General features: G+C 72.7%; 17 protein-coding genes. 8 read left to right on the plus strand and 9 right to left on the minus strand.

Translation table 11 applies throughout. From position 1 onward, the window contains the following. Positions 1-3 precede the first annotated feature (3 nt). Together AB0J87_RS26635 and AB0J87_RS26640 are read right to left on the minus strand one after the other, a co-directional pair. Positions 4-645, minus strand: coding sequence for a class I SAM-dependent methyltransferase (locus AB0J87_RS26635; RefSeq protein ID WP_363969318.1), 642 nt, complete (start codon positions 643-645; stop codon positions 4-6). A gap of 138 nt (positions 646-783) precedes the next feature. Next, a complete protein-coding gene (locus tag AB0J87_RS26640) occupies positions 784-2,664 on the minus strand; it encodes a hypothetical protein (protein ID WP_363969320.1) in 1,881 nt (626 codons plus the stop codon). Positions 2,665-2,803: 139 nt separating this feature from the next. Between AB0J87_RS26640 and AB0J87_RS26645 the strand changes: the two genes are divergently transcribed. The 5 genes from AB0J87_RS26645 (at position 2,804) to AB0J87_RS26665 (ending at position 8,152) form a co-directional block, all read left to right on the plus strand. Further along, a complete protein-coding gene (locus tag AB0J87_RS26645) occupies positions 2,804-3,529 on the plus strand; it encodes a LuxR C-terminal-related transcriptional regulator (RefSeq protein WP_363969322.1) in 726 nt (241 codons plus the stop codon). Between the two features lie 92 nt (positions 3,530-3,621). Next, complete coding sequence (locus AB0J87_RS26650) at positions 3,622-4,167, plus strand: hypothetical protein (protein WP_363969324.1); 546 nt, start codon at positions 3,622-3,624, stop codon at positions 4,165-4,167. Between the two features lie 36 nt (positions 4,168-4,203). Further along, positions 4,204-5,082 carry an alpha/beta hydrolase gene (locus tag AB0J87_RS26655; RefSeq protein ID WP_363969326.1) on the plus strand — a complete coding sequence of 293 codons (879 nt, stop codon included), beginning with the start codon at positions 4,204-4,206 and terminating at the stop codon, positions 5,080-5,082. Between the two features lie 506 nt (positions 5,083-5,588). Continuing rightward, positions 5,589-6,908: a cytochrome P450 gene (locus AB0J87_RS26660; protein ID WP_363969328.1), complete on the plus strand. Its 1,320-nt coding sequence runs from the start codon at positions 5,589-5,591 to the stop codon at positions 6,906-6,908. Further along, complete coding sequence (locus tag AB0J87_RS26665; RefSeq protein WP_363969330.1) at positions 6,905-8,152, plus strand: MFS transporter; 1,248 nt, start codon at positions 6,905-6,907, stop codon at positions 8,150-8,152. Before AB0J87_RS26660 ends, AB0J87_RS26665 begins: the two co-directional genes overlap by 4 nt. Here AB0J87_RS26665 and AB0J87_RS26670 read toward each other — a convergent pair. After that, positions 8,081-9,247: an ATP-binding protein gene (locus AB0J87_RS26670; RefSeq protein ID WP_363969332.1), complete on the minus strand. Its 1,167-nt coding sequence runs from the start codon at positions 9,245-9,247 to the stop codon at positions 8,081-8,083. The two genes, AB0J87_RS26665 and AB0J87_RS26670, sit on opposite strands and share 72 nt — an antisense overlap. A 377-nt stretch (positions 9,248-9,624) precedes the next feature. Here AB0J87_RS26670 and AB0J87_RS26675 point away from each other — a divergent pair, with 377 nt between their 5' ends. Beyond that, positions 9,625-10,185, plus strand: a complete 561-nt coding sequence (locus AB0J87_RS26675) for a hypothetical protein (RefSeq protein WP_363969334.1) — start codon at positions 9,625-9,627, stop codon at positions 10,183-10,185. Here the strand turns inward: AB0J87_RS26675 and AB0J87_RS26680 are convergent. From AB0J87_RS26680 to AB0J87_RS26700, 5 genes are all read right to left on the minus strand, one after another. Next, positions 10,121-11,029, minus strand: a complete 909-nt coding sequence (locus AB0J87_RS26680) for an LLM class flavin-dependent oxidoreductase (RefSeq protein ID WP_363969337.1) — start codon at positions 11,027-11,029, stop codon at positions 10,121-10,123. The genes AB0J87_RS26675 and AB0J87_RS26680 overlap by 65 nt on opposite strands. Positions 11,030-11,085: 56 nt before the next feature. Then, a complete protein-coding gene (locus AB0J87_RS26685) occupies positions 11,086-12,183 on the minus strand; it encodes an FAD-dependent oxidoreductase (RefSeq protein WP_363969338.1) in 1,098 nt (365 codons plus the stop codon). A gap of 87 nt (positions 12,184-12,270) precedes the next feature. Then, on the minus strand, positions 12,271-12,741 hold the full coding sequence (locus tag AB0J87_RS26690; RefSeq protein WP_363969340.1) for a MarR family winged helix-turn-helix transcriptional regulator: 471 nt from the start codon (positions 12,739-12,741) through the stop codon (positions 12,271-12,273). Between the two features lie 110 nt (positions 12,742-12,851). Further along, a complete protein-coding gene (locus AB0J87_RS26695) occupies positions 12,852-14,729 on the minus strand; it encodes a DUF2264 domain-containing protein (protein ID WP_363969341.1) in 1,878 nt (625 codons plus the stop codon). Between the two features lie 77 nt (positions 14,730-14,806). Next, the gene (locus tag AB0J87_RS26700) at positions 14,807-15,820 is read right to left on the minus strand and encodes a LacI family DNA-binding transcriptional regulator (protein WP_355202354.1); all 1,014 of its coding nucleotides are present in this window, start codon (positions 15,818-15,820) and stop codon (positions 14,807-14,809) included. 154 nt (positions 15,821-15,974) lie between these two features. Between AB0J87_RS26700 and AB0J87_RS26705 the strand changes: the two genes are divergently transcribed. Next, on the plus strand, positions 15,975-16,436 hold the full coding sequence (locus tag AB0J87_RS26705; RefSeq protein WP_355202357.1) for a GNAT family N-acetyltransferase: 462 nt from the start codon (positions 15,975-15,977) through the stop codon (positions 16,434-16,436). On the opposite strand, the gene AB0J87_RS26710 is transcribed toward AB0J87_RS26705, so the two are convergent. Continuing rightward, positions 16,413-19,004, minus strand: coding sequence for a LuxR C-terminal-related transcriptional regulator (locus tag AB0J87_RS26710; protein WP_363969344.1), 2,592 nt, complete (start codon positions 19,002-19,004; stop codon positions 16,413-16,415). The genes AB0J87_RS26705 and AB0J87_RS26710 overlap by 24 nt on opposite strands. A 77-nt stretch (positions 19,005-19,081) precedes the next feature. Here AB0J87_RS26710 and AB0J87_RS26715 point away from each other — a divergent pair, with 77 nt between their 5' ends. Continuing rightward, positions 19,082-20,161, plus strand: coding sequence for a hypothetical protein (locus AB0J87_RS26715; RefSeq protein WP_363969345.1), 1,080 nt, complete (start codon positions 19,082-19,084; stop codon positions 20,159-20,161).

Below are 20,161 nucleotides of genomic sequence, written 5' to 3' on the forward strand. Positions count from 1 at the left end.
GCTCTACGTGGTCCGGTGAGCCCGGCCGAGGACGTGCGCGAGGGCGGGGATGGGCGGCTGTGGCGCGAAGGCGAACCGCTCGACCTCGTCCACGGCGAAGCCCGCCCGCCCGATCGCGGCGAGCGTGTCGCGGTTGGGACTGCACCTTCCGGCCATGCGCCGCCACACCGGGGTGATCGCGTCCTGGAGCAGGCCGAGCGCCGGGTTGGACGATCGTACGTGCTCGTAGAAGCGCAGCTCACCGCCCGGCCTGAGCACCCGGGCGATCTCGGCCAGCGCCGCCGGTGGTGAGGGCACGCTGCACAGCACGAGCGAGACCACCGCGGCGTCGAAGGCCTCGGCTTCGCCCGGCAGAGCCTCGGCGTGGCCGGCCACGACCCGCACGGGCACGGGCGCCGAGGCGGCCTCGGCTTCGGCGAAGCGGCGCAGGGTGTCCTCCGGTTCGACCGCGACGACTTCGCTGACCGTCTTGGGATAGTGGGCGAAGTTGCGGCCGTTGCCGGCGCCGATCTCGATCACCCGGCCCTCGAGCCCGTCCAGGAGCCGTTGCCGGTGCTCCCGCCCGCCGCGCAGGTCCGCGGCGGCGGAGGCCTGGACGTACACGCGGGCCAGGCGGGGATGCTGAAATCCGGACAGGTCAGTCACGACGATCACCTCTGTTAGCGGGCTACCGTCTTCCAGACTGGCTCATGGCGGCCGAAAACGGCCTGCTACCGACTCGCGGGCCCCGGTCGGCGCGGTCGGTGTGCGTGCCGCCGCCGGGACGACGGCACGCACGGGCCGTCATTTCTCGCAGCGGATGGGGTAGGTGGTCTGCGCCGTCGGCTTGTTGTGGTTCAGGACCTCGATCTTGATCGTGCCGTCGGTCCTGGCCGGCCGGCTCCAGCTGAACGCCTGGATGCCGAGGACCCCGCTCTCCGGCAGCTTGTGGGTGAAGGTCTCCCCGGCCTGGCCGTCGATGACCCAGTGGTAGCTGACCTCCGTGCCCGCCGGCGCCTTGAACTCGCCGAAGGCCGTCAGGTACGGATCGGCGACGCAGTCCCCGTAGTACCCGACCGACTCGATCTCGGTGATCTGCACCGTGCCCGGCGACGGGTCGGGCTGCGTGCAGGTCCAGGTGTAGGGCTCCTGCTTGGCGGGCTTGTTGTGGTTCAGGACTTCCAGGCGGACCACGCCGGAGCCGCTGGACCTGGCGTTGCTGTACCAGAAGTCGCCGATCCTGCTCCGTACACCGGGCTTGAGCTTGGCGGTCCTGAGCGTGCCCGGCTTGCCGTCGACGACCAGGCGGTACTTGACGTCGGCCTCGCGGTCCGTCACGACCATGGCGTCCGCCATCAGGCTGAACGAGCCGTCGCACTGGCCGGTGAAGTGGGAGGTCAGCATGTACTCGACGGTCAGCTTGGCGTCGCCGCCCTCGTCGACGCAGGCGAAGGAGAACTCGCGTTCGGCCGGCTCGCCGGGGCCGCCCTCGGTCGCGAGGCCGAGCGTGTGGGTGCCGTTCCGGCCGGAGTCGAGGCTCCAGGTGGCGGACACGTCACGGGTGCGGGGCTGGTCGCCGGCGGGGAAGTCGACGGTCTGCGGCGTCCACTTGACGCCGTCGAGGATCCACCAGTACGTGACCTTGCGCGCCGGGCCGGCCGGGAGCGCGATGCGGCCGGTGGCCTGGTACGAGACGGGCTCCAGGCAGCTGCCCTCGTAGTTGCCGGGGGTGACGTCGACGATCTGCGGCACCGGCTTCTGCGCGGGCGGAGGCGTCGTGGGAGGCGGCGTCGTGGGAGGCGGCGTCGTAGGCGGAGGCGAGGTGGGCGGAGGCGTCGTAGGAGGCGGCGACGTCGGCGGAGGTGTCGTCGGCGGAGGCGTCGTGGGCGGAGGCGTCGTGGGTGTGGTGGAGCAGGTCACCTGGTAGGTGGCGCGTCCGGAGTCGCGGCCGCCGGCGTTGAGGATGCGGATGGCCTTCCAGCCGCCGGTGGAGCTGCCCACGGACAGCGGCAGCGTCACCTGCCGGGTACGGGGCCCGCCCGCCGCGAAGTACAGCGACTCGGGCCGCCCCTCCCCCGCGCTGCTGTCGATCCACTGGTAGTCGACCTTGGCGGGCGTGCGCGACACCTGGACGGTGCCCGTGAACACCACCGTCGTGGGGCAGGCGCCGCGGTAGGTCGCCGGGCTCGCCTCGACGTCGGCCGCGGCGACCAGCGGCCTGCCGGGCTCGGCGGGCAGCGGGTGGGCGCCGTCCCACACCACGACGGGGCCTGCGCACGCGACGCTGAAGCGGCCCTTGGCCGACAGCCCCTTCCTGCCGAGGATCTCCACGGCCTGCCAGCCGGAGGTGCTCCGGTCGAACGTCTGGCGGTCGGTCACGACCACCTTGCGCGTGCCGTTGACGCGGAAGCTCTTGATGGCGCCCTTGCTGCCGTCACCGCGTATCCAGCGGTAACGCACGGTTCCCCGGCCCTTGGCCGCGACCACGGCGGAGAAGCCGACCGTGGTGGGGCAGGCGCCGGACTGCTTGGCGGGGCTCGCCTTAACCTTGGCCGTCCTGACCGCGGGCGCGGCCGTCCTGACCGCGGAGGCGGCCGAACTGACGGCGGGGGCGGCGAGCGCCGGAGGGGCGGCCAGCAGGCTGCTGAGCAGCGCGGCACCCAGCAGCAACGCTGTCCTTCTCATCGGGGGTCCCTTTCTTTCCGCAGAAGAGGGACCATGCTCCCCGGCCCGCCTTGGGACTCACTTGGACCTCTCTTGTAACGTCCGCCACAAGTGCCGCCAAGGGATCGGTCAGAATGTCCCCATACGGATGAGGGGGCGTGTGAACGAGAGCGTGGCGTTGGCCCAGCTTGCCCATCGGCTGGAGGAGGTGGTGGGCGAGCTACGCGGCATCCCCGTCGACGTCGAGCGGGTGGAGGAGAACGAGCTCGTCCGGGAGCAGATCGCGCAGGCCGCCGCGACGGCCCGCGAACTGCGCGCCATGCACCCGGTGGGCTCGACGGAGCACGGCCGCGAGGAGCAGAAGAGCCGGCTCCGCGTGCTGGACGCCCTGCGGCGCGGCATGACGATGCGCACGATCGTCCACGCGAGCGTCCTGGACGACCCCCGTAAGGCGGCCCGGATCAGGGAGCTGCACGCCACCGGCGACCTGCACCGGGTCATCGACGAGCCGATCCAGCAACTGCTCGTCTTCGACCGCGCGGTGGCGTTCGTCCGGATCACCCCCATCCCCTACTCTCCGGGGGCTCTCGTGATCAGGCAGCAGAGCCTGATCGCCATCCTCATCGACCTGTTCGAGCAGACCTGGGCCAGGGCCAGGGAGACCACCGAGCCTGCGCACCGGCTGACCCAGCGGGAGCGCGAGGTGCTCGCGCTGATCGCCGAAGGGCGCTCCAACAGCGCCGTCGCCCGCGCCCTGTCGATCACCGAGGCGGCCGTCGGCAAGCACGTGGCCAGCGTGTTCGCCAAGCTCGAACTGCCCGCGACCGCCGACGACAACCGGCGGGTGCTGGCCGTGCTCGCCTACCTGCGCGGTGCCGCGGGGTAGGGCGGCGGGGTAGGGCCAGGACTACCCCGTCCTCGTCCCAGCCCCCCTGCGGGCGGGATCCGGCGCGCACTTCAATGAACGTCATGCAACGTATGACTGGATTGCTGGTCGGCGCGGTCTTCGGCGCGGTCTTCGTCGTCGTCAACGCGCAGAGCCCGCTGAACACCTTGACCGTGAACGTCCTGCGGGCGGCCGCCTGCCTGGCGGCCGCGAGTGTGATCGCCATGTGGTTCGTCGCGGCCCGGAGAGAGCACACCGGCGGGGGACCGCGGCGGAACATGTTCGGCCGTGGTTACCTGATCGTCGTCGCCGCCGAGGCGCTCCTGCTCTTCGGCGGGCTCCGGGTGCTGGCCGCCTGGGGGCTCCCCGGGCAGGCCAACGTGGCCTGGGTCGCGTTCGTGGTCGGCGTGCACTTCATCGCCCTGGCGCCGATCTGGAAGGACCGGGGCATCGCCGTACCCGGTGTGGTCCTCACCGTGCTCGGCGTCGCCGGCCTGCTCCTGGCCCCGACGGGCGCGGTCGCCTGGGTGCCGCTCGTCAGCGGCGTGCTGTCCGGGGTGGCGCTCCTGACCGGCGCCGTCGCCTTCGGCTGGCGCAGCGTGACGGCGCGAACGGCCGATCATCAAGCGGCTGCCTAGCGTTCATCGGCCGGGCTTCGGGGAAGCACCAGCCGCATGTTCGAAGGGTTCGTGAGCGAGAACATCGATGTGGGCGACGCGTCGTTGTACGTCCGCCATAGCGGCGAGGGATGTCCCGTCCTGTTGCTACACGGGCATCCCCGCACGTCCGCCACGTGGCACGAGGTCGCGCCCCGCCTCGTGCGGCAAGGCTTCACGGTGGTGTGCCCAGACCTGCGCGGCTACGGCAGGTCGTCCGGCCCGGCACCGAGTCCGGATCACTCCGCCCACTCCAAACGCGCCATGGCGGGCGACATGATGCGTCTCATGCAGGCGCTGGGCCACGAGCGATTCGCCGCGGTGGGGCACGACCGCGGGAGTTATGCGGCCTTGCGGCTCGCGCTCGATCACCCGGCCGCCGTCGTACGCCTTGCCCTGCTCGACTGCATCCCGATCAGTGAGCACCTCAGGCGAGCGAACGCCAAGTTCGCGACCAGCTGGTGGCATTGGTTCTTCTTCGCTCAGCCGGAGATCCCGGAGCGTGTCATCAACGCCGACCCGGACAGCTGGTATCACGGCGACCCGGCGAGGATGGGACGGGAGAACTACGACGAGTGGCGCGCAGCCACCCGCCGTCCCGAGGTGGTGCGGGCCATGCTCGAGGACTATCGAGCCGGCCTCACCGTGGATCGGCACGACGAGGAGGCCGACCGCGCTGCCGGGAAGCGGGTGGCGTGTCCCTTGCTGGTCTTGTGGTCGCTCCGGGACGATCTGGAGGAGCTCCACGGCGACCCCCTCGCGATCTGGCGAGGATGGGCGAGGGATGTGCGGGGACACGGCATCGATTCGGGGCACCACATGGCGGAGGAGGCTCCAGAGGCACTGGCTATGGCGCTCGCGGACTTCTTCTCGCCGGAGAAGCCCCCGACGCTGTGACCCGTCTCGAAGAAGCGAGAGCTTCGCTCAGCACTGGGCAATACGTCGGCGGCCTCGGCAAGGTCGCCGGCTGAGGCGACGTCACCAAACCCGCGCCCGGCAAAGCCACCACCAGTGCCAAAGCCACACAATGCCGCTCCTTTATGAAAGTGTGCTGATCCGTGCGGATGCCTGCCATTTCGTGCGAGCCCTTGCGCCCCGGTAACCGGGGAAATCAAATGGGGTTCGCGACCGGGCGAATAAAGCCGCGTCGGTCTTCACGCAGAAAGGAGGTGTCGGAGAATGGCATTCGCCAAGCACACCGCTGCCACACTGCTGGGCCTGAACAAGGGCCGGATGGGCGGCCGCTACCCCTGGGCCGACTTCTAAAGAACGGGTGCCCGCCCGGTGGGCGGGCGAATACCCCAGGTGAATGACCGCGGTTTCCGCGCCGGTGCGAGCCCCCCGGCGCGTGCCGGCGTGGGCCGCGTTCGCGATTGCCGGCCACCACCGAAAGGGTCAGAGCGATGAGAAAGCCTGCCGACACAATGCCGCCGGGGCCGCGCGGACGCTGGCCCGTCGGCAACTCCTACGACTACGACCGGGACCGGATCGGATTTCTCCGGCGCTGCCAGGCCGATTACGGCGACATCTTCACCTTCAGCCCGGCCACCATCTTCGTGGCGGACCCCGAGCTGATCGGCGAGCTGTTCAAGAAGTCGAACGAGCTCTATCTCACCGAGGAGTCGCTGTTCCCGGCCCGGCATTCCGACCAGGAGGTGAGCGACCACCTGGACGGCTGGATGCGGGCCCGGGGCCGCGCCTGGCACGGCATGACCAGGAACGTCGTCAGATCCCACGGGCACCGGGTGACGGACCTGCTCGACGAACGCCTCGCGTCGCTCTCCGGCCGGGCCTTCCACGTGGTGCCGTTCATGCGGAGCTACAGCGCCAAGCTCTCGGCGATGTTCTGTTTCGGCCTGGACAACGAGGCCGTCTTCGATGCCGCGGAGCGGCGTTCGGGGCTGGCGCTGCCGTTCATGGACTCGAGCCTGACCTTCCCGAGCTGGCTGCCGCTGCCGTCCATCAAACGGGTGCAGCGGGCCGAGGCCGGGGTGAACGCGGCCATCACCGAGAAGTTCCGGCAGCGCAAGGCCGCGCCGCACGAAACACCGGATGACCTGATCGACCTGCTGCTGGCGGACGATCCCGACATGCCGTCGGAGGACGAGGCCATCAACTTCCTGACGTCGATGATTCTCGCGTCGTTCGGCTCGCCGGGGGCGACGATGGCGTGGGTGATCAGGGAGATGGCCCGGCGGCCGGAGGTGCGGGAGCGGCTGCGGGAGGAGGCGCTGGCCGTCATCGCCGACTCCGGCGGCCTCGCCAACGAGCGGAGCCTGCCGTACGCCGACGCCGTGACGAAGGAGGTCATGCGGCTCTATCCGCCGACCTGGCTCATGGGGCGCAAGGTGCGCAAAACCTGCACGTTCGGCGGCTACACCCTGCGGCCCGGCATGGACGTGCGCTTCAGCCCGTACCTCATCCACCGCGACCCCCGGTTCTGGCCGGACGCGGAGGAGTTCCGACCCGAGCGCTGGCTCGAACCCACGCAGCAGCCCCGGTTCACCTACTTCCCCTTCGGCGCCGGGCCGCGGGTCTGCCTCGGCATGCACCTGGGCATCTACCAGGCCATCGTGGGGACCGCGCACATCGCGGCCCACTACGACATCGAGGGGCTCGACCTGCAGGACTCCGACGCCGTCGCCGGTCCGGTGCTGGAGCCGCTGGCGCTGCGGGTCAGGATGAGGCGCACCCACGCGGGACGGACCGTGGTGGGGGCATGACGGCGAAGGCCGGTCGCTTCCGGGACGCCCTGGCCATCGGCGAGTTCCGCGCGATCTTCGCCGCGCACACTGTGTCGATGACCGGGAGCGTCCTGGCCCAGCTGGCCCTGACCGTGCTGGTCTACCTGCGGTCCGACTCGCCGCTGCTGGCCGCGGTGACGTTCGCGCTGCCGATGCTGCCGCAGCTGGTCGCGGGGACGTTGCTGTCGGCGCTGGTGGACCGGGTGCCGAACCGGCGGCTGCTGGTCGGCTGCAACCTGATCTCGGCGGTGCTGGCGGCGGCGATGGCGGTGCCCGGCGCTCCGACGGCGGTGCTGCTGGCGCTGGGGTTCGCGCTGGGGCTGATCCGGCCGGTGTTCGGCGGCGCGCGGGCCGCCACGATGCCGCAGGTGCTGCCGGGCGACGCGTACGTGCCGGGGCGCAGCCTGATGCGGGTGGTGGCGCAGGTCGCGCAGATCGGCGGCTTCGCGGTGAGCGGCATCGCGCTGACCGTGGTCTCGCCCGGCACGCTGCTGCTGGCCGACGCCGTGTCGTTCGGCCTGTCCGCCGCGCTGCTGCGGTTCGGCACGCGGGAGCGCCCGGCGGCCGCGGGCTCCGGGCAGTCGCTGGTGCGCGACTCGCTGTCGGGGATCGGCCGGCTCATGGCGGTCCGGCCGCTGCGGCGCCTGCTGGTGTTCGCCTGGGCGGTGCCCGCGTTCGCGGTCGCGCCGGAGGCGCTGGCGGTGCCGTACGCGGCGGAGCTGTCGGCGGACGACACCGTGGGCGCCGGTCTGCTCCTGACCGCGCTGCCGCTGGGCACGGTGGCCGCCGAGTTCGCCGGGAACTGGACGCTGTCCGCCGGGCGGCAGGTCAGGCTGATGGCGGCGCTGGCCGCGCTGTGCTTCGCACCCCTGCTCGCCTTCGCGTTCCGGCCGCCGATCCCGGTGGCGGCGGGGATGCTGTTCGTCGCGGGATTGGGCGCGTCGTTCCAGCTCGGCCTGGACCGCATGCTCCTGGACGCCGCGCCGAAGGAGCTGCTGGGGCGGGCGCTGAGCGTGCGGGCCTCGTGGATGATGTTCTTCCAGGGGCTCGGGTTCGCCGTGGCGGGGCTGGCCGCCGAGTTCGCGCCGACCACGGCCGTGATCACGGGGGCGGCGTTGTGCGGGCTGCTGGCCGCCGGGGTGTTCGCGCTCTCAGGCGTTCAGCCTCGGTACGTTGCGCTCGCGGATCAGGCTCTCGGCCAGGATCCGCAGGGCGAGCGGTGAGCCTCCGGCCTCGACCACGTACCGGCGGCACGCCTCCCGGTCCCGGTGCGCGAACTCGACGTTGAGCGCGGCCGACAGCACCCGGAACGCGTCGTGGTCGCTCAGCGCGCTCAGCTCCATCGGCAGCGCGCCCTCCCGGATCACCAGGTCGCTCAGGTACGTCCGCGCGCTCACGACGACCGTGCACGTGGGCGAGCCGGGCAGCAGCGGGCGCACCTGCCGTACCGACCGGGCGTTGTCCAGCACGACCAGCATCAGCTTGCCGGCCAGCACGCTCCGGTACAGGCAGGAGGCCTCCTCCTCGTCGTCGGGCGCCACCCGCACACCCAGCGCCCGCAGAAACCTGACGATCACCGGATGCGCCCCAGCATCTCCCGATAAATCCGCGTAAAGGTGGCCGTCGGGGAACCGCGCCGCCGACCGGTGCGCCCACTGGACGACCAGCGCCGACTTGCCGATCCCCGGCGGCCCGGTCACGAGGACGAGCGGGCCAGCCGCCAGGTCGCCGTACGGCCGCCGCGACCACTCCTCCAGCTGGGCAAGCTGCGGCTCCCGCCCGGCGAACCCGCGGATCGGGCGCGGCAGCTGGCGCGGCACCGGCAGCGCCGGATCCCGCTCGGCCGGCCCAGGCGCTGGGTCCCGCTCGGCCGGCCCGGGCGTCCCCTCCTCGCCCGCCGCCGGCGCCGGATCCCGCTCGGCCTGCCCGAGCGCCCCCTCCTCGCCCGCCGCCAGCGCCCGCCAGGCCCGGCGCCACCGCCGCACCTGCTCGGCCGCGTGCCGCTGCTGGCCGCAGGACATCAGGCAGGCCCGTACGAACGCCTCCACCAGGGCCAGCCGCGGCAGGCCGCGCGGGCCGTGACCGCGCAGCACCGCCGAAACCGTCGTCTCCGGGAGCACGTCGACCCAGGTGCCGTCCGCGAGCTCCACCGAGCCGCCGAGGATGCGGAGCCTGCGCAGCGACGGCTGCCCCGACCATCGGCGCAGCGCCACCAGGCGCTGTAACAGCTGCTCCGCGACCGAGCAGCCCTCGGGACCCGGAATTTCGTGGTCGGGGTCTTCCGGGTAAACGGCGTTAACGGGCGTGGGCGCGCGCATTACGGCCGACTGATAACGTCGTGGGGAATGCGCGTAAATGAGGCCCCGGCGTGCTTCGCATGAGCATTTTGTCCCCCGCTGAGTCACGACTCATGCCGGGGGCCGATGTCCGGAATTTGACTTCTCCGCCGCGCCCGTTTCTTTCTCGAGTTCGGCCTGGAATTACCGTGGGCGACTCGGAAAAGATACGCGTTCAGGTGACCACTCTCCGTATATCGTCCAGCGAATTCCGCGGGGAGCGCCGCGCGAATGCCGCCGCACCGTCGACCGTGCGGCAGTTGACGTCCCGGCTCCGAGCTGCTCGGCTGAGCCACCCCCGTCCTCCCGGCGGGTGCATGCTGAAGGGGGGAAGCACACACCCGACCGGGAGGTGGGCGTTGCGGCAAGGACGGGGGCCCGGCGGATCAGCCGGAAAGACACGCAGGGCGAAGGCGGGGGCCCGTGGGGGCGGGCTCCGGCTCGGCGTCGTCGAGCTCTATGGCCTCGGCATGCTGGCGCTGGCCGTGGTGAGCGCGTACTTCGCCGTGCTCGCGGCGGCGCCGGAGATCCGGGCGGCGCGCGGCGAGGGCACCACGGGGACGTTCACGGCCGAACATCTCGAATGCTCCATCTACGGCATCTGCTCGTGGCAGGGCTCGTTCCGCTCGGACGACGGCGGCCTGCGCCTTGCCGACGCCTGGCTCCACGGCCGCGACGAGGACGAGCTGTCCGCCGGTGACCAGGCTCCGGCCCTGTACACGGGCCACGGCGGCGGCAAGGTCCACGCCCCGGGAAGCCACGACCTCTGGGCCCTGGGGGCGTTCTTCGTGGTGGACCTGCTCTTCGCGGGTTACGCCCTCACGTTCTTCCCGGGCGTACGGCTGACGCGCCGCCTCAGGAGGCCCGGATCGCCTCGCGCACGGCCGGGACGATCTCCCCGGCCCAGCGGCCGAGCGTGACGAGATCGGCGACGCCGTGATCGGCCGAGAAGAGGATGAAACCCGAGGCGTCGTGCTCCAGCACGGCCCCGGTCAGTTCCTCGACCCACTGGCCGACGGAGCCGCCGATCCAGCGGCCGTCGCTGTCACGGGTGGCGGGCAGCGGCCGGTCGGTGATGCGGCCCGGGAAGTTGTAGATCGTACGGATCTCGCGTGGATCCCGGCCCGCGGCCGCCGCCGCCTCGTCGATGATCGGCCGCGAGGTCCGGTAGCGCTCGCTGAGCCAGTCCGCCGCGTGGCCGGGGAGCCAGCCGTCGGCCACCCGGCCGGTGGCGGCCAGGGATTTCGCGCCGTTCGATCCCGTCCACACCGGAGGAGCGGCCACGGGAGCCGGCTCGATCTGGTGCACCTGGTAGTGGCGGCCCTCGAAGGTGACCGGCGGGCCGCCGCCCGACAGCTTCTTGACCAGGACGATCGCCTCCTCGAAGGCGTCCACGGCGGCGCCCGGCGACAGCCGGGGGACGCCCATGTCGGCGATCCGGTCCCACAGCCCGCCCGCGCCCATGCCCAGCACGACGCGGCCCTGCGACAGCGCCGACAACGACGTGACGGTCCTGGCCAGCATGGGAGCCGGGCGGGTCGGCAGGTTGGTGACGTTGACGAGGCCGGCGACGTGCTGCGTACTCCCCAGGATGAACCCGAGGGCGGCGTACGCGTCCAGGCGCCTGCCGATGTAGGGGTGGTCCGACAGCGACAGGAGGTCGAGACCGTCGCGGTCGGCCTGCTGGGCCATGCGCAGCAGCTCCGGCGCCTCGTCGACGCCGCTGTGCGCGCCGAAGCCGAAGACGACGTCGTGTCCGGACAAGGTTCTGCCTTTCCTTTCGAATTTCATGATCACACCTGCCGCGGCCGGGAGGCCCTTCAGGCGGCGCCGAACTGCTCGGTGAAACGGCCGGTGAACAGGTCGGCTCCCTTGTACGCCGACACCGTCTCGGCCGGGACGACGGCCGGGCCGTCGGGGCTGGGCAGCTGGCCGACGCCGCCGCGCGGTCCGAGCGGGAGCAGGATCATGGGGTGGGGCAGGGGCCGGTAGGCGGCGGTGGGCCGCTCGCCGCGCAGCTGGGCGAGGATGTTGCCCGCGACCACCTCGGCGTGCTGCATCGCGTACCCGGCCATCTTGGCCTCGGGCACGTCGGTGAGGTCGCCGATCGCGTAGACGTGGTCGTACCCGTGGACGTTGAGCGTCTCGGTGACCCGCACCTGCCCTTGCGGGGTGCGGGTGGTGAGCCGCCCGTCGGCGAGGTAGTCGCTGTTGACGCGCACGCCGTAGGCGCGGAACCAGATGTCGGCGGTGATCTCCTCGCCATCGGCGGTGGTGACGGTGAAGGTCCCGGCCTCGCCGGGCTCGGTCGCCGGCGGCGCAGTCAGGTGGGTGCCCAGCCGCAGGTGGATGCCGAGCTCATCGAGCTGGCGGTGCAGGTCATGGCGCAGCTCCGGCTCGAACGCCGGCAGGAGTTGCCCGGCCGGGTCGACGACGGTCACGTGCTTGTGCGCCCAGACCTCCTTGATCTCCCCGGCCAGCTCCAGACCGACCGGGCCGGCGCCCAGGATCAGCACGTGTTCGGCGCCGGCCAGCTCCTTGTGGGTCGCGCGAAGGTCGTCCAGGACCTGCTCGGTGGAGTCGGCGACGGGCTTGGCCGGGTAGGTGTAGCTGGAGCCGGTGGCCAGGACCAGGTAGTCGGCCTCGACCCGCCGCCCCGAGGCCAGGGTGACGCCGCCGGGATCCACGGAGACCGCACGGTCGCGGACCACCGTGCCCCGCGTCAGGAACCCGCTGTAGGGGAAGAACATGTTGCTCCCCCACTCCGGCCGGGTCACCGACCGCAGCGACCCGGCCGTGTTGAAGAACGCGTCCCGGGGATCGACGAGGACGACCTCGACGTCGGCCTCGGCGTCCAGCGCCTTGGCCAGCGCCGAACCGCCGTAACCACCGCCGACGACCACAACTTTACGACTCATGATTGCACGCCCCGATCAACGGAATAGGTTGAGTTCGTGCTACGAACCATATTAGTTCGCTACACGAACTGCAACTCCGGGGCGGCTTTACGAGTGGGCCCCCTCGCCGGGCTCCAGGAAGACCACGGGGACCTTGTTGTCCTGCACGACCCGGCCGAGCAGGTCTGCGAGCGCGTCACGGTCGGCGGCGGCGAGGCCCGTGGTCAGGTTCTCGATCCGCGCGCAGGTCTCCGTGTAGAACTCCGCGGCGAGCTCGGAACCCTTCCTGGTCAGCGCGATCCGCAGCGCGCGCGAGTCGTGCGGGTCCGGTCTGCGCTGGACCAGGCCGTTGCGCTCGGTGCGGTCCACCAGGCCGGTGAGGCTGGACTTGGCCAGCCCCAGCATCGCGCCCAGCTCGCTCATGCCGTACGGCTGCGCCATCAGCACGCACAACAACTGCCCCTGTTGCGAGGTGAGGCCATATTCCCTGGCGGACTCGGCGTACACGGCGTTCGTCAGGAACGTGGACCGCACCAGCGCGGCCACCACCCCGATCCGCTCCTCATCATGCTTTTCCACGCGTTCAGGGTAACATTCAAACGCCTGACAATTCGTAGGACGAACTACCCCTTCGGGTGCCACTCCCCCTGCCGGCCCGCGGGCATGACCAGGGTGCTCCCGGGGCCGACCTACTGGGTCGTGCCGTCCTGGCCGACGAGGGTGGCCCGCCCGGACAGGCGGACCGTGATCGGATCCCCGGCGGGCGGCCGCAGGGTGACCTCGTCCCCGTTCACCAGCACCTCCGGCATCGCCGGCTCCCGTTCGGCCGCCGTGAGCAGGACCAGGCTGACGTACACGGCGGTCCCGCCCGGGTGGGCGTCGCGGATCAGGTACGGCGTGGCGGAGTGCGTTCCGAAGGCGTTCACGCCGTGCCCGCTCGCCACGCCCGCCCCCGTGTAGCCGTGCAGCCCGCGTACCACGCTGGTCAGGCCGTCCGCGCGCCGGGCCAGCGCCCAGGTGTCCCCGGACCGGGCCTCGGGCGGCCGCGGACCGGCCACCGCGTGGCCGCCGTCGCGTACCTGGTGTCCGGCGGGCGCCGTGACCTGGTGGATCCGGATCTCGGCCGCGCCGTCGACCACGGAGGCGGTCACCACGCGGACGGGCCCGTCCTGGTACGCCGAGGCGGCGAAGCGCTCGCCCACGGCGAGGGGTTCGATGCGGCGCCGCCGGGAGGGCGTCCCCTGCGGTGAGACGACGGCGAGCTGCCCGTCGACCGCCTGCTCGCCGATGTCGGGGCCGGTGTGGCTGGTGTAGGCGAGCCTCAGGTAGTGCGGGTCCGGCGGTCCCGCGGGGTCCTGGACGCGGTCGCGGTCGCTGCCGTGGTTGACCAGCCGCACGACGCCGTCCTCGCGGGTGGCGTGCAGCAGCCAGCCCGGCGGGGACATCGCCACGACCTGGTCCGCGCGGTCGACCGGCGCGGCCGCCTCGGCGTCCGTCCAGGCCGGGTGCCCGGGCGGCAGCAGCAGGCCGAGGAAGGCCTTGCTGGCCCAGTACGGCGAGGCGGGGCCGGAGTAGTCCTGGGTGCCGAGCGGGAAGGCGTCGTACCAGCCGCAGGTGAGCAGGCCGCGCTCGTCGGGGGCGCCGCGCTCGACGAAGTGGCGCAGCACGCCGCTCGCGATCCTCCTGGTCCGCCCAGGGGGCAGGGGCGAGGCGCCGGTCAGCGCGCCCAGCCAGAGCGGCGCGACCGTCGCGAACCGGTAGATCAGGGACCGCCCCTGGTGCACCGGCCCGCCGTCGGCGGCGAACAGGTGCTGGTAGTGCTCCAGGAACCGGCGCAGGCGGTCCGCGTAGAGCCGCCCGCGGGCGGTGTCGCCGGCCATCCGCGCCCACAGCGACGGATACAGGTGCATCGCCCAGCCGGAGTAGTAGTCGAAGTTCTTGCCCTTGCCGTCGGAGTACCAGCCGTCGCCGACGTACCACTCCTCGATCCGCTCCAGCCCGCCGGCGATCTCGCCGGGGTCGTGCGGCCCGCCCACCTCGGCGAGGAACTGCTCCACGACGACCTGGAACAGCACCCAGTTGTTGTCCGGCGTGCGCCGCCCGACGAACCCGGCCAGCCAGGCCACCACCCGCTCCCGCTGCTCCGGCGACAGCCGGTCGAACAGCCAGGGCCGGGTCTCGTGCAGCGCGAGCGCGATGGAGGCGGCCTCCACGAGCGGCTGCGACATGTCCGTCAAAGGCGGCCAGGCGTACGGGTGCGCGGGATCGGTGCCGGCCACCAGCCCCGCGGCGTAGCGCTCCAGCAGGGCGGGCGGCACGTCGCCACCAGCCCCGGCGATGCGGAAGGCCGCGAGCAGGAACGTGCGGGCGAACCCTTCGAGCCCGTCGCTGACGGTGCCCGACCGGCTCGCCCGCCCCGGCAGGCGGTATTGGGCGAAGCCGTCCGTGGCGTACGGCGCCACGGAGTCGAGCAGGTGGCCCGCCACGCTCTCCCAGTGGGCACGGGTCCATCCGGTGAAATCGGACAGCTGCGGGTCGGCAGGCGGGAGGCGCAGGGGGGAGGACATGAACCGGATACTACGGTATCCACCTGGGCAGACCTTCGACAGAGTGGCACCATACCTGTAAACGGTTTAACTCCGCCTCAGACGTGCAGAAGAGGGCGGACGGAGTCGCGGACGATGATGTGCGTGCCGAGCATCACGTGCCGGCTCATCCCGGCCGTATCGGTGTCCAGGGCCAGCCGCACAGCGGTCCGGCCCAGCTCCTCGTGCGGCACGTGCACGGTGGTCAGATCGATGTCGTCGGCCGGCGGAAGGTCGTCGAAACCGACCAGCGACACGTCGTCCGGCACCCGCAGGCCGCGCTCCCGCAACGCCGCCCGGGCCCCGGCCGCCAGCAGGTCGTTCCCGGCGAACACCGCGGTGAAGTCACGCGGCCCCGCCTCCAGCCGCTCCCGCATCATGCGGTAGCCCTCGCGCCGGTCCATCACCACGCTGTCCACCTCGAGCCCGGGGTCATGCGCCACCCGATGCGCGGCCAGCGCCGCCCGATAGCCCGCGATCCGGCTCTCCGGCGTCGTGTAACCGGCCCGCCGCCCGAGGAACAGGATCCGCCGGTGACCGGCCGAGAGCAGATGACTGGTGATCGCATGGGCGCCACCGGTGTTGTCGTACTCCACCACGATGGCCGGCACCTCCTCCCCCAGCGCCGGACGCCCGCACAACACCAGCCGCGACCCCGCCACCGCCAGCGCCCGCGCGTAGTCCGCCATCCGCTCCCGGTAGGCGTCGTCGATCGGCATGTTGCCGACCAGGATCACCGCCTCGGCGTGCTCCTCCCGCAGCAGCCGCACCATGGCCAGCTCCCGCTCGGCGTCCCCGCCCGTGGTGCCCACGATGCACAGCCGGCCCTCGCGCACCGCCTGGTCCTGCACGCCCTGCGCCACGTGCGCGTAATGCGGGGACACCACCGAGTTCACCACGATCGCCACGCTCTTCGGGCGCGCTCCCGCCAGCCCCCGCGCGTGCGCGTTGGCCACGTAGTCGAGCTCCCGGACCGCCCGCATCACCTTGCTCCGGGTGGCGGGAGCGCTCGGGTACGAGCCCGACAGGATCCGCGACACGGTCGCCACCGACACACCGGCGTGCTTGGCCACGTCCCGGATCGTCGAGGGACGAGGCCGACCATCCTCAGGAACGGCCCGGCGAGGCATCCATCCCCCTTATCCCCGCTGTTAAAGCGGTTTAACGATATCGCACGACCGCGGTTCCGGCGCGGCGTCCGCCCCTGGGCCTCGTAGGCTGGCCCGCGTGGAGATCCGCGACAGAACCCCCGACGACCTGGACGCCTGCACGAAGGCCCTCGCCGAGGTCCAGGCCAGCGACCGCTACCCCGTGGACTGGCCGCGCGACCCGGCCGGCTGGCTGACGCCGGACGGCCTGATCGGGGCGTGGATAGCCGTCGAGGCGGAGGCGGTGCTCGGCCACGTGGCGCTCACCCGGGACATGGAGGTCACCCGCCTGTTCGTCACCCCCGCCGCCCGCGGGCGCGGCCTGGCCGCCCGGCTCCTCGACACCGTACGCGCCGCCGTCGAAACCCCCCTCAAGCTGGAGGTCTCCTCCGAGGGGACGGCCGCCATAGCGTTCTACGAACGCTCCGGCTGGCGCAGGGTCGGCAGCGGCCGCGCCCGCTGGCTCAACGCGGCCGGTGAGCCGGCGCTGGTGTACCACTACGTGAGCCCGCCCCGGTCAGGTGAAGAGCAGGTCGGCTAGCTCGGCCCGGCTGTTCAGTCCGGTCCGCTCGTAGACCTGCACGAGCGTGTTCGCGACCGTCCGGCGGGAGAGCACCAGCCGGTCGGCGATGTCCTGGTTGCTCAGGCCCGAGGCGGCCAGCTGCGCGATCTGCCGCTGCCTGGCGGTCAGCTGCGGCGCGGCCAGGCCGGTCAGCGCCGGGGTGCGGGCGCCTTCGCAGCGGCGGGCCAGCCGCCACGCGCGGGTCTCGGCGGCCCGCTGCCGCCGCGGCAGCCCCTGCCTCCGGTACGCGGCCGCGGACTGGGCGGCGGCCTCCGCCGCGTGCAGCAGCATGCCGAGCGACTCGAAGGCCAGCGACACCGCGTCGAGCTCCTGGGGAACGTCCTCGGCCGCCGCGTGCCGGGCGAGGATCGGGGCCAGGTCGCCTTCCACGGAGGCGGCCAGCCGGGCGAGCCGGTCGGCGACCAGGCCGGAGGCGCCGAGCCGGACGGCGTCGTGCAGGGCGTACAGCTCGTACGCCCGGAGCTCCCCGGCCGCGTCGGCGGTCTCGAGCGCCGCCTCGACCGCCCCGGCCAGGTCGCCGTCGGCCGCGAGCGCCCACGGCCGCGCCAGCCGGAAGGCGAACTCGACCTGGTGACCGACCCGCAGGCCCAGCTCGCCGGCCAGCTCCGTGGTCGCCCGCACCGCGGCCACGTCGCCGGTGAGCGCGTACGCGTGGGCCAGCTCGGCCAGGCACAGCCCGCCGTGCAGCGTACGGCCCCGCAGCCGCACGGCGGCCTGCCTGCACAGCCGGACGGCCTCGGCGGGCCGCCCCTGGAGCCTGGCCACCCGGCCGCGCAGCGCGCCGAACATGATCAGCGCACGGTCCCAGCCCACGTAGTCCTCGCCGATGCGGTACCCCACGTCGGCGAACCGGCGAGCCGCGGCCAGGTCACCGGCGAGAACGGCGGCGCCGACCCCCGTCTCCGCCAGCGTGGCCGTGACCGACGGCAGCCATCCGGCCAGGTCTCCGACGCTGCCGAACGCCTCGTCCACGCGGGCGACGGCCTGCCGGGCGCGTCCTTCGTGGACGAGCCTGCCTCCCTCCAGCGGGGCCAGCCCGAGCTCGAACCGGGAGGTGAGCGGGGCGATCCGGCGGATCTCCGCGACCGACCGCCCGAGCTGGTCGAACATGCCCATCGTGTACTCGATGGAGCCGCGCATCACCAGGAGGCCCTGGCGCGGCTCCGTACCGGTCATCGTGGCGCAGGCGTCCGTCAGCATGGCCCGGGCCTCGGCCTCGCGGCCCAGCCCCCAGAAGAGGTTGAGCGCGTGCACGGACACCAGGTCGGCCCGCGTCATGTCGTCCGCCGGAGCGTCGGCCAGGGCCGGCAGGACGGTCTCGGTCTCGTCGTACCGGTCGTCGTAGAACAGCACCGACGCCAGCGCCAGGGCGGCCGTGAACCCACCCCCGGCCGCCAGCGCGGCCCGTCCGAGCCGGGCCGCGAGCCGCAGGTCGCGGACGCTCCGCGCGATGTTGCACGCCTCGACGAGCGCGGCGGGGTCACCGGCCGTCCCGCTGTCGAGCCGCCAGACCGCGACGCGGAGCGGGTCCGCGCCGGTGCGGCCGCCCACCTCGTCGGCCAGGCTCCTGAGCACCTCGCGGGTACGCAGCGTGCCGCACCCGGCCCGGATCACCTCGCCGTAGAGCGGATGCGCGAGCCGTACGGACAGCGGCTCAGGAAAATGCAAGGGTTCGAGGGGTCGGGCGGGCAGGCGCTCCGGGGAGATCGTGACGAGCTGGCGATCCTCCAAACGCCGAAGGGTGTCCAGCGGGGCGAGCGCGGTCAGCGCGTCCACGGACAGCGGCTCGCCGTGGGCGACGAGCTCCAGCGCGGCCCGTTCGCCGGGGTCGACGTCGCCGATCCGGCTCTCGATCAGCTCGCGCAGCCGCGTCGTCACCGGGATCTCGCCCGACCAGTGCCACACCCCGCGCCGCTCGGTGAGCGCGCCGCCCGACTCGCCGGCCAGCACCAGCTCGCGCAGGAACAGCGCGTTGCCCTCGCTGGCCCGCCACAGCCGCCGGACCGTGGGCGCCTCGGCCTGCCCGCCCAGCGCTCCGGCCAGGACCAGGCCCGCCTCCCGGAGCGTCAGCGGGGCCAGGTCCAGACGCGGGAGCAGGTCGTCCTTCCACAGTGCCGTCACGGCGTCGGGCGCGCGTTCCCCGCTGCGCGTCGTCACCAGCACGCGTGCCCGGCCGCCGGTCACCAGGTGGTGCACCAGTACGGCCGAGACGGGGTCCAGCAGGTGGGCGTCGTCGACCATGAGCACCAGCCGCTCGCGGTCCAGGGCGTCGGCGGCCCAGCGGATCACGTTGCCGTGCGGCGGCTGGGCGGGCAGCAGGTGGGCCATGGCGCCCAGCGGGAGGTCCGAGGCGGCGGCGGTGGCGAGGATCCAGGTCACGTCGCCGGTGCCGGGCAGCGCCTCGGCCGCCAGGCGGCTCTTGCCCGCGCCCGCCGGCCCGGCCACGACGGCGCCGCCGGCCTCCACCGCCGATCGGATCGCCGCGAGCTGGGATTCCCGACCGGCGAAGGGCCACAGATGACGCACAGAGGGATGGTACGGGCGAACGTTTGAGTAGGCCATGCTCTATGCGGGACCTCGCGGGGCGGGAGACGGTTCTGCACATGACCGCGATGCCATCCCGCGCCCACCTCACCCCTCTTGTACGGAAATATCTGGACGATGAGGGCGCCGAGGTGGAGTCCATCCGCGTGGAGCCGATCGACCACACATCCGGCACCCCGTCCACCGGCGGCCTGCGCCGGGTCAGCGGCACGACCGCGTGCGGCCGCACCTGGTCCTTCTTCGTCAAATCCCTGCATTCCGCCCGGCACTGGGCGAACATCGACGTGATCCCCGAGCCCGCCCGCACGGAGTTCGTCGCCGGGTTCCCGTGGCGGACCGAGGCCGACGTGTACACCTCCGGCCTGCCCCTCCCGCCCGGGCTGCGGCTGCCCCGCCTGTTCCTGGTCGACGACCTCGGCGACGAGCGCCTCGACCTGTGGCTGGAGGACGTCCGCACCGCCCCGGGGGAGTGGGACCTGACCAGGTACGCCGCCGCGGCCCGCGCGCTGGGCCGGCTCGCCGGGCAGCGTCCCGCCGACGACTCCCGCCCCCGTACGGCGCTGCGGACCTACGTCGGCCAGTTGCTCACCCAGCACTCGCTGCCCATCCTGCGCGACCCCGCCCTCTGGCGGCACCCGCTCGTCGCCGCGCACGCCGACCCGCTCCTGCAGATGGACCTGGACACCCTGGCCCGCCGCATCCCCGCGCTGCTCGCGGCCGCGGACCGCCTGCCGCACACCATGGCGCACGGCGACGCCGGGCCGCAGAACCTCCTCGTGCCCGCCGACGACCCCGGCCGGTTCGTGGCCGTCGACTGGGGCTGGCAGGACCCGGTGCCGATCGGCTTCGACCTCGGCCAGCTGCTCGTGGGCCTGGCGCACGACGGCCTGACCGAGCCCGGCGAGCTGCCCGTGATCCATCGCGCGATCCTGGCCGCGTACCAGCGAGGGCTGGCCGACGAAGGCGTGCCCGCCGGCGACGCCGCGGCCGGGTACGTCACCACGCTGGTCCTGCGCAGCGCCTTCACCGCGATCCCCGCCGAGCGCCTCGGCGAGCCGGTCACCGACGACCTGCGCGAGCTGTTCCGCAAGCGCGTGGGCCTGGCCCGCTTCATCGCCGACCTCGGCCTCGCCGTCTGA

It is taken from the genome of Nonomuraea sp. NPDC049625 (genome assembly GCF_040675285.1).
GTDB classification, from domain to species: domain Bacteria; phylum Actinomycetota; class Actinomycetes; order Streptosporangiales; family Streptosporangiaceae; genus Nonomuraea; species Nonomuraea angiospora_A.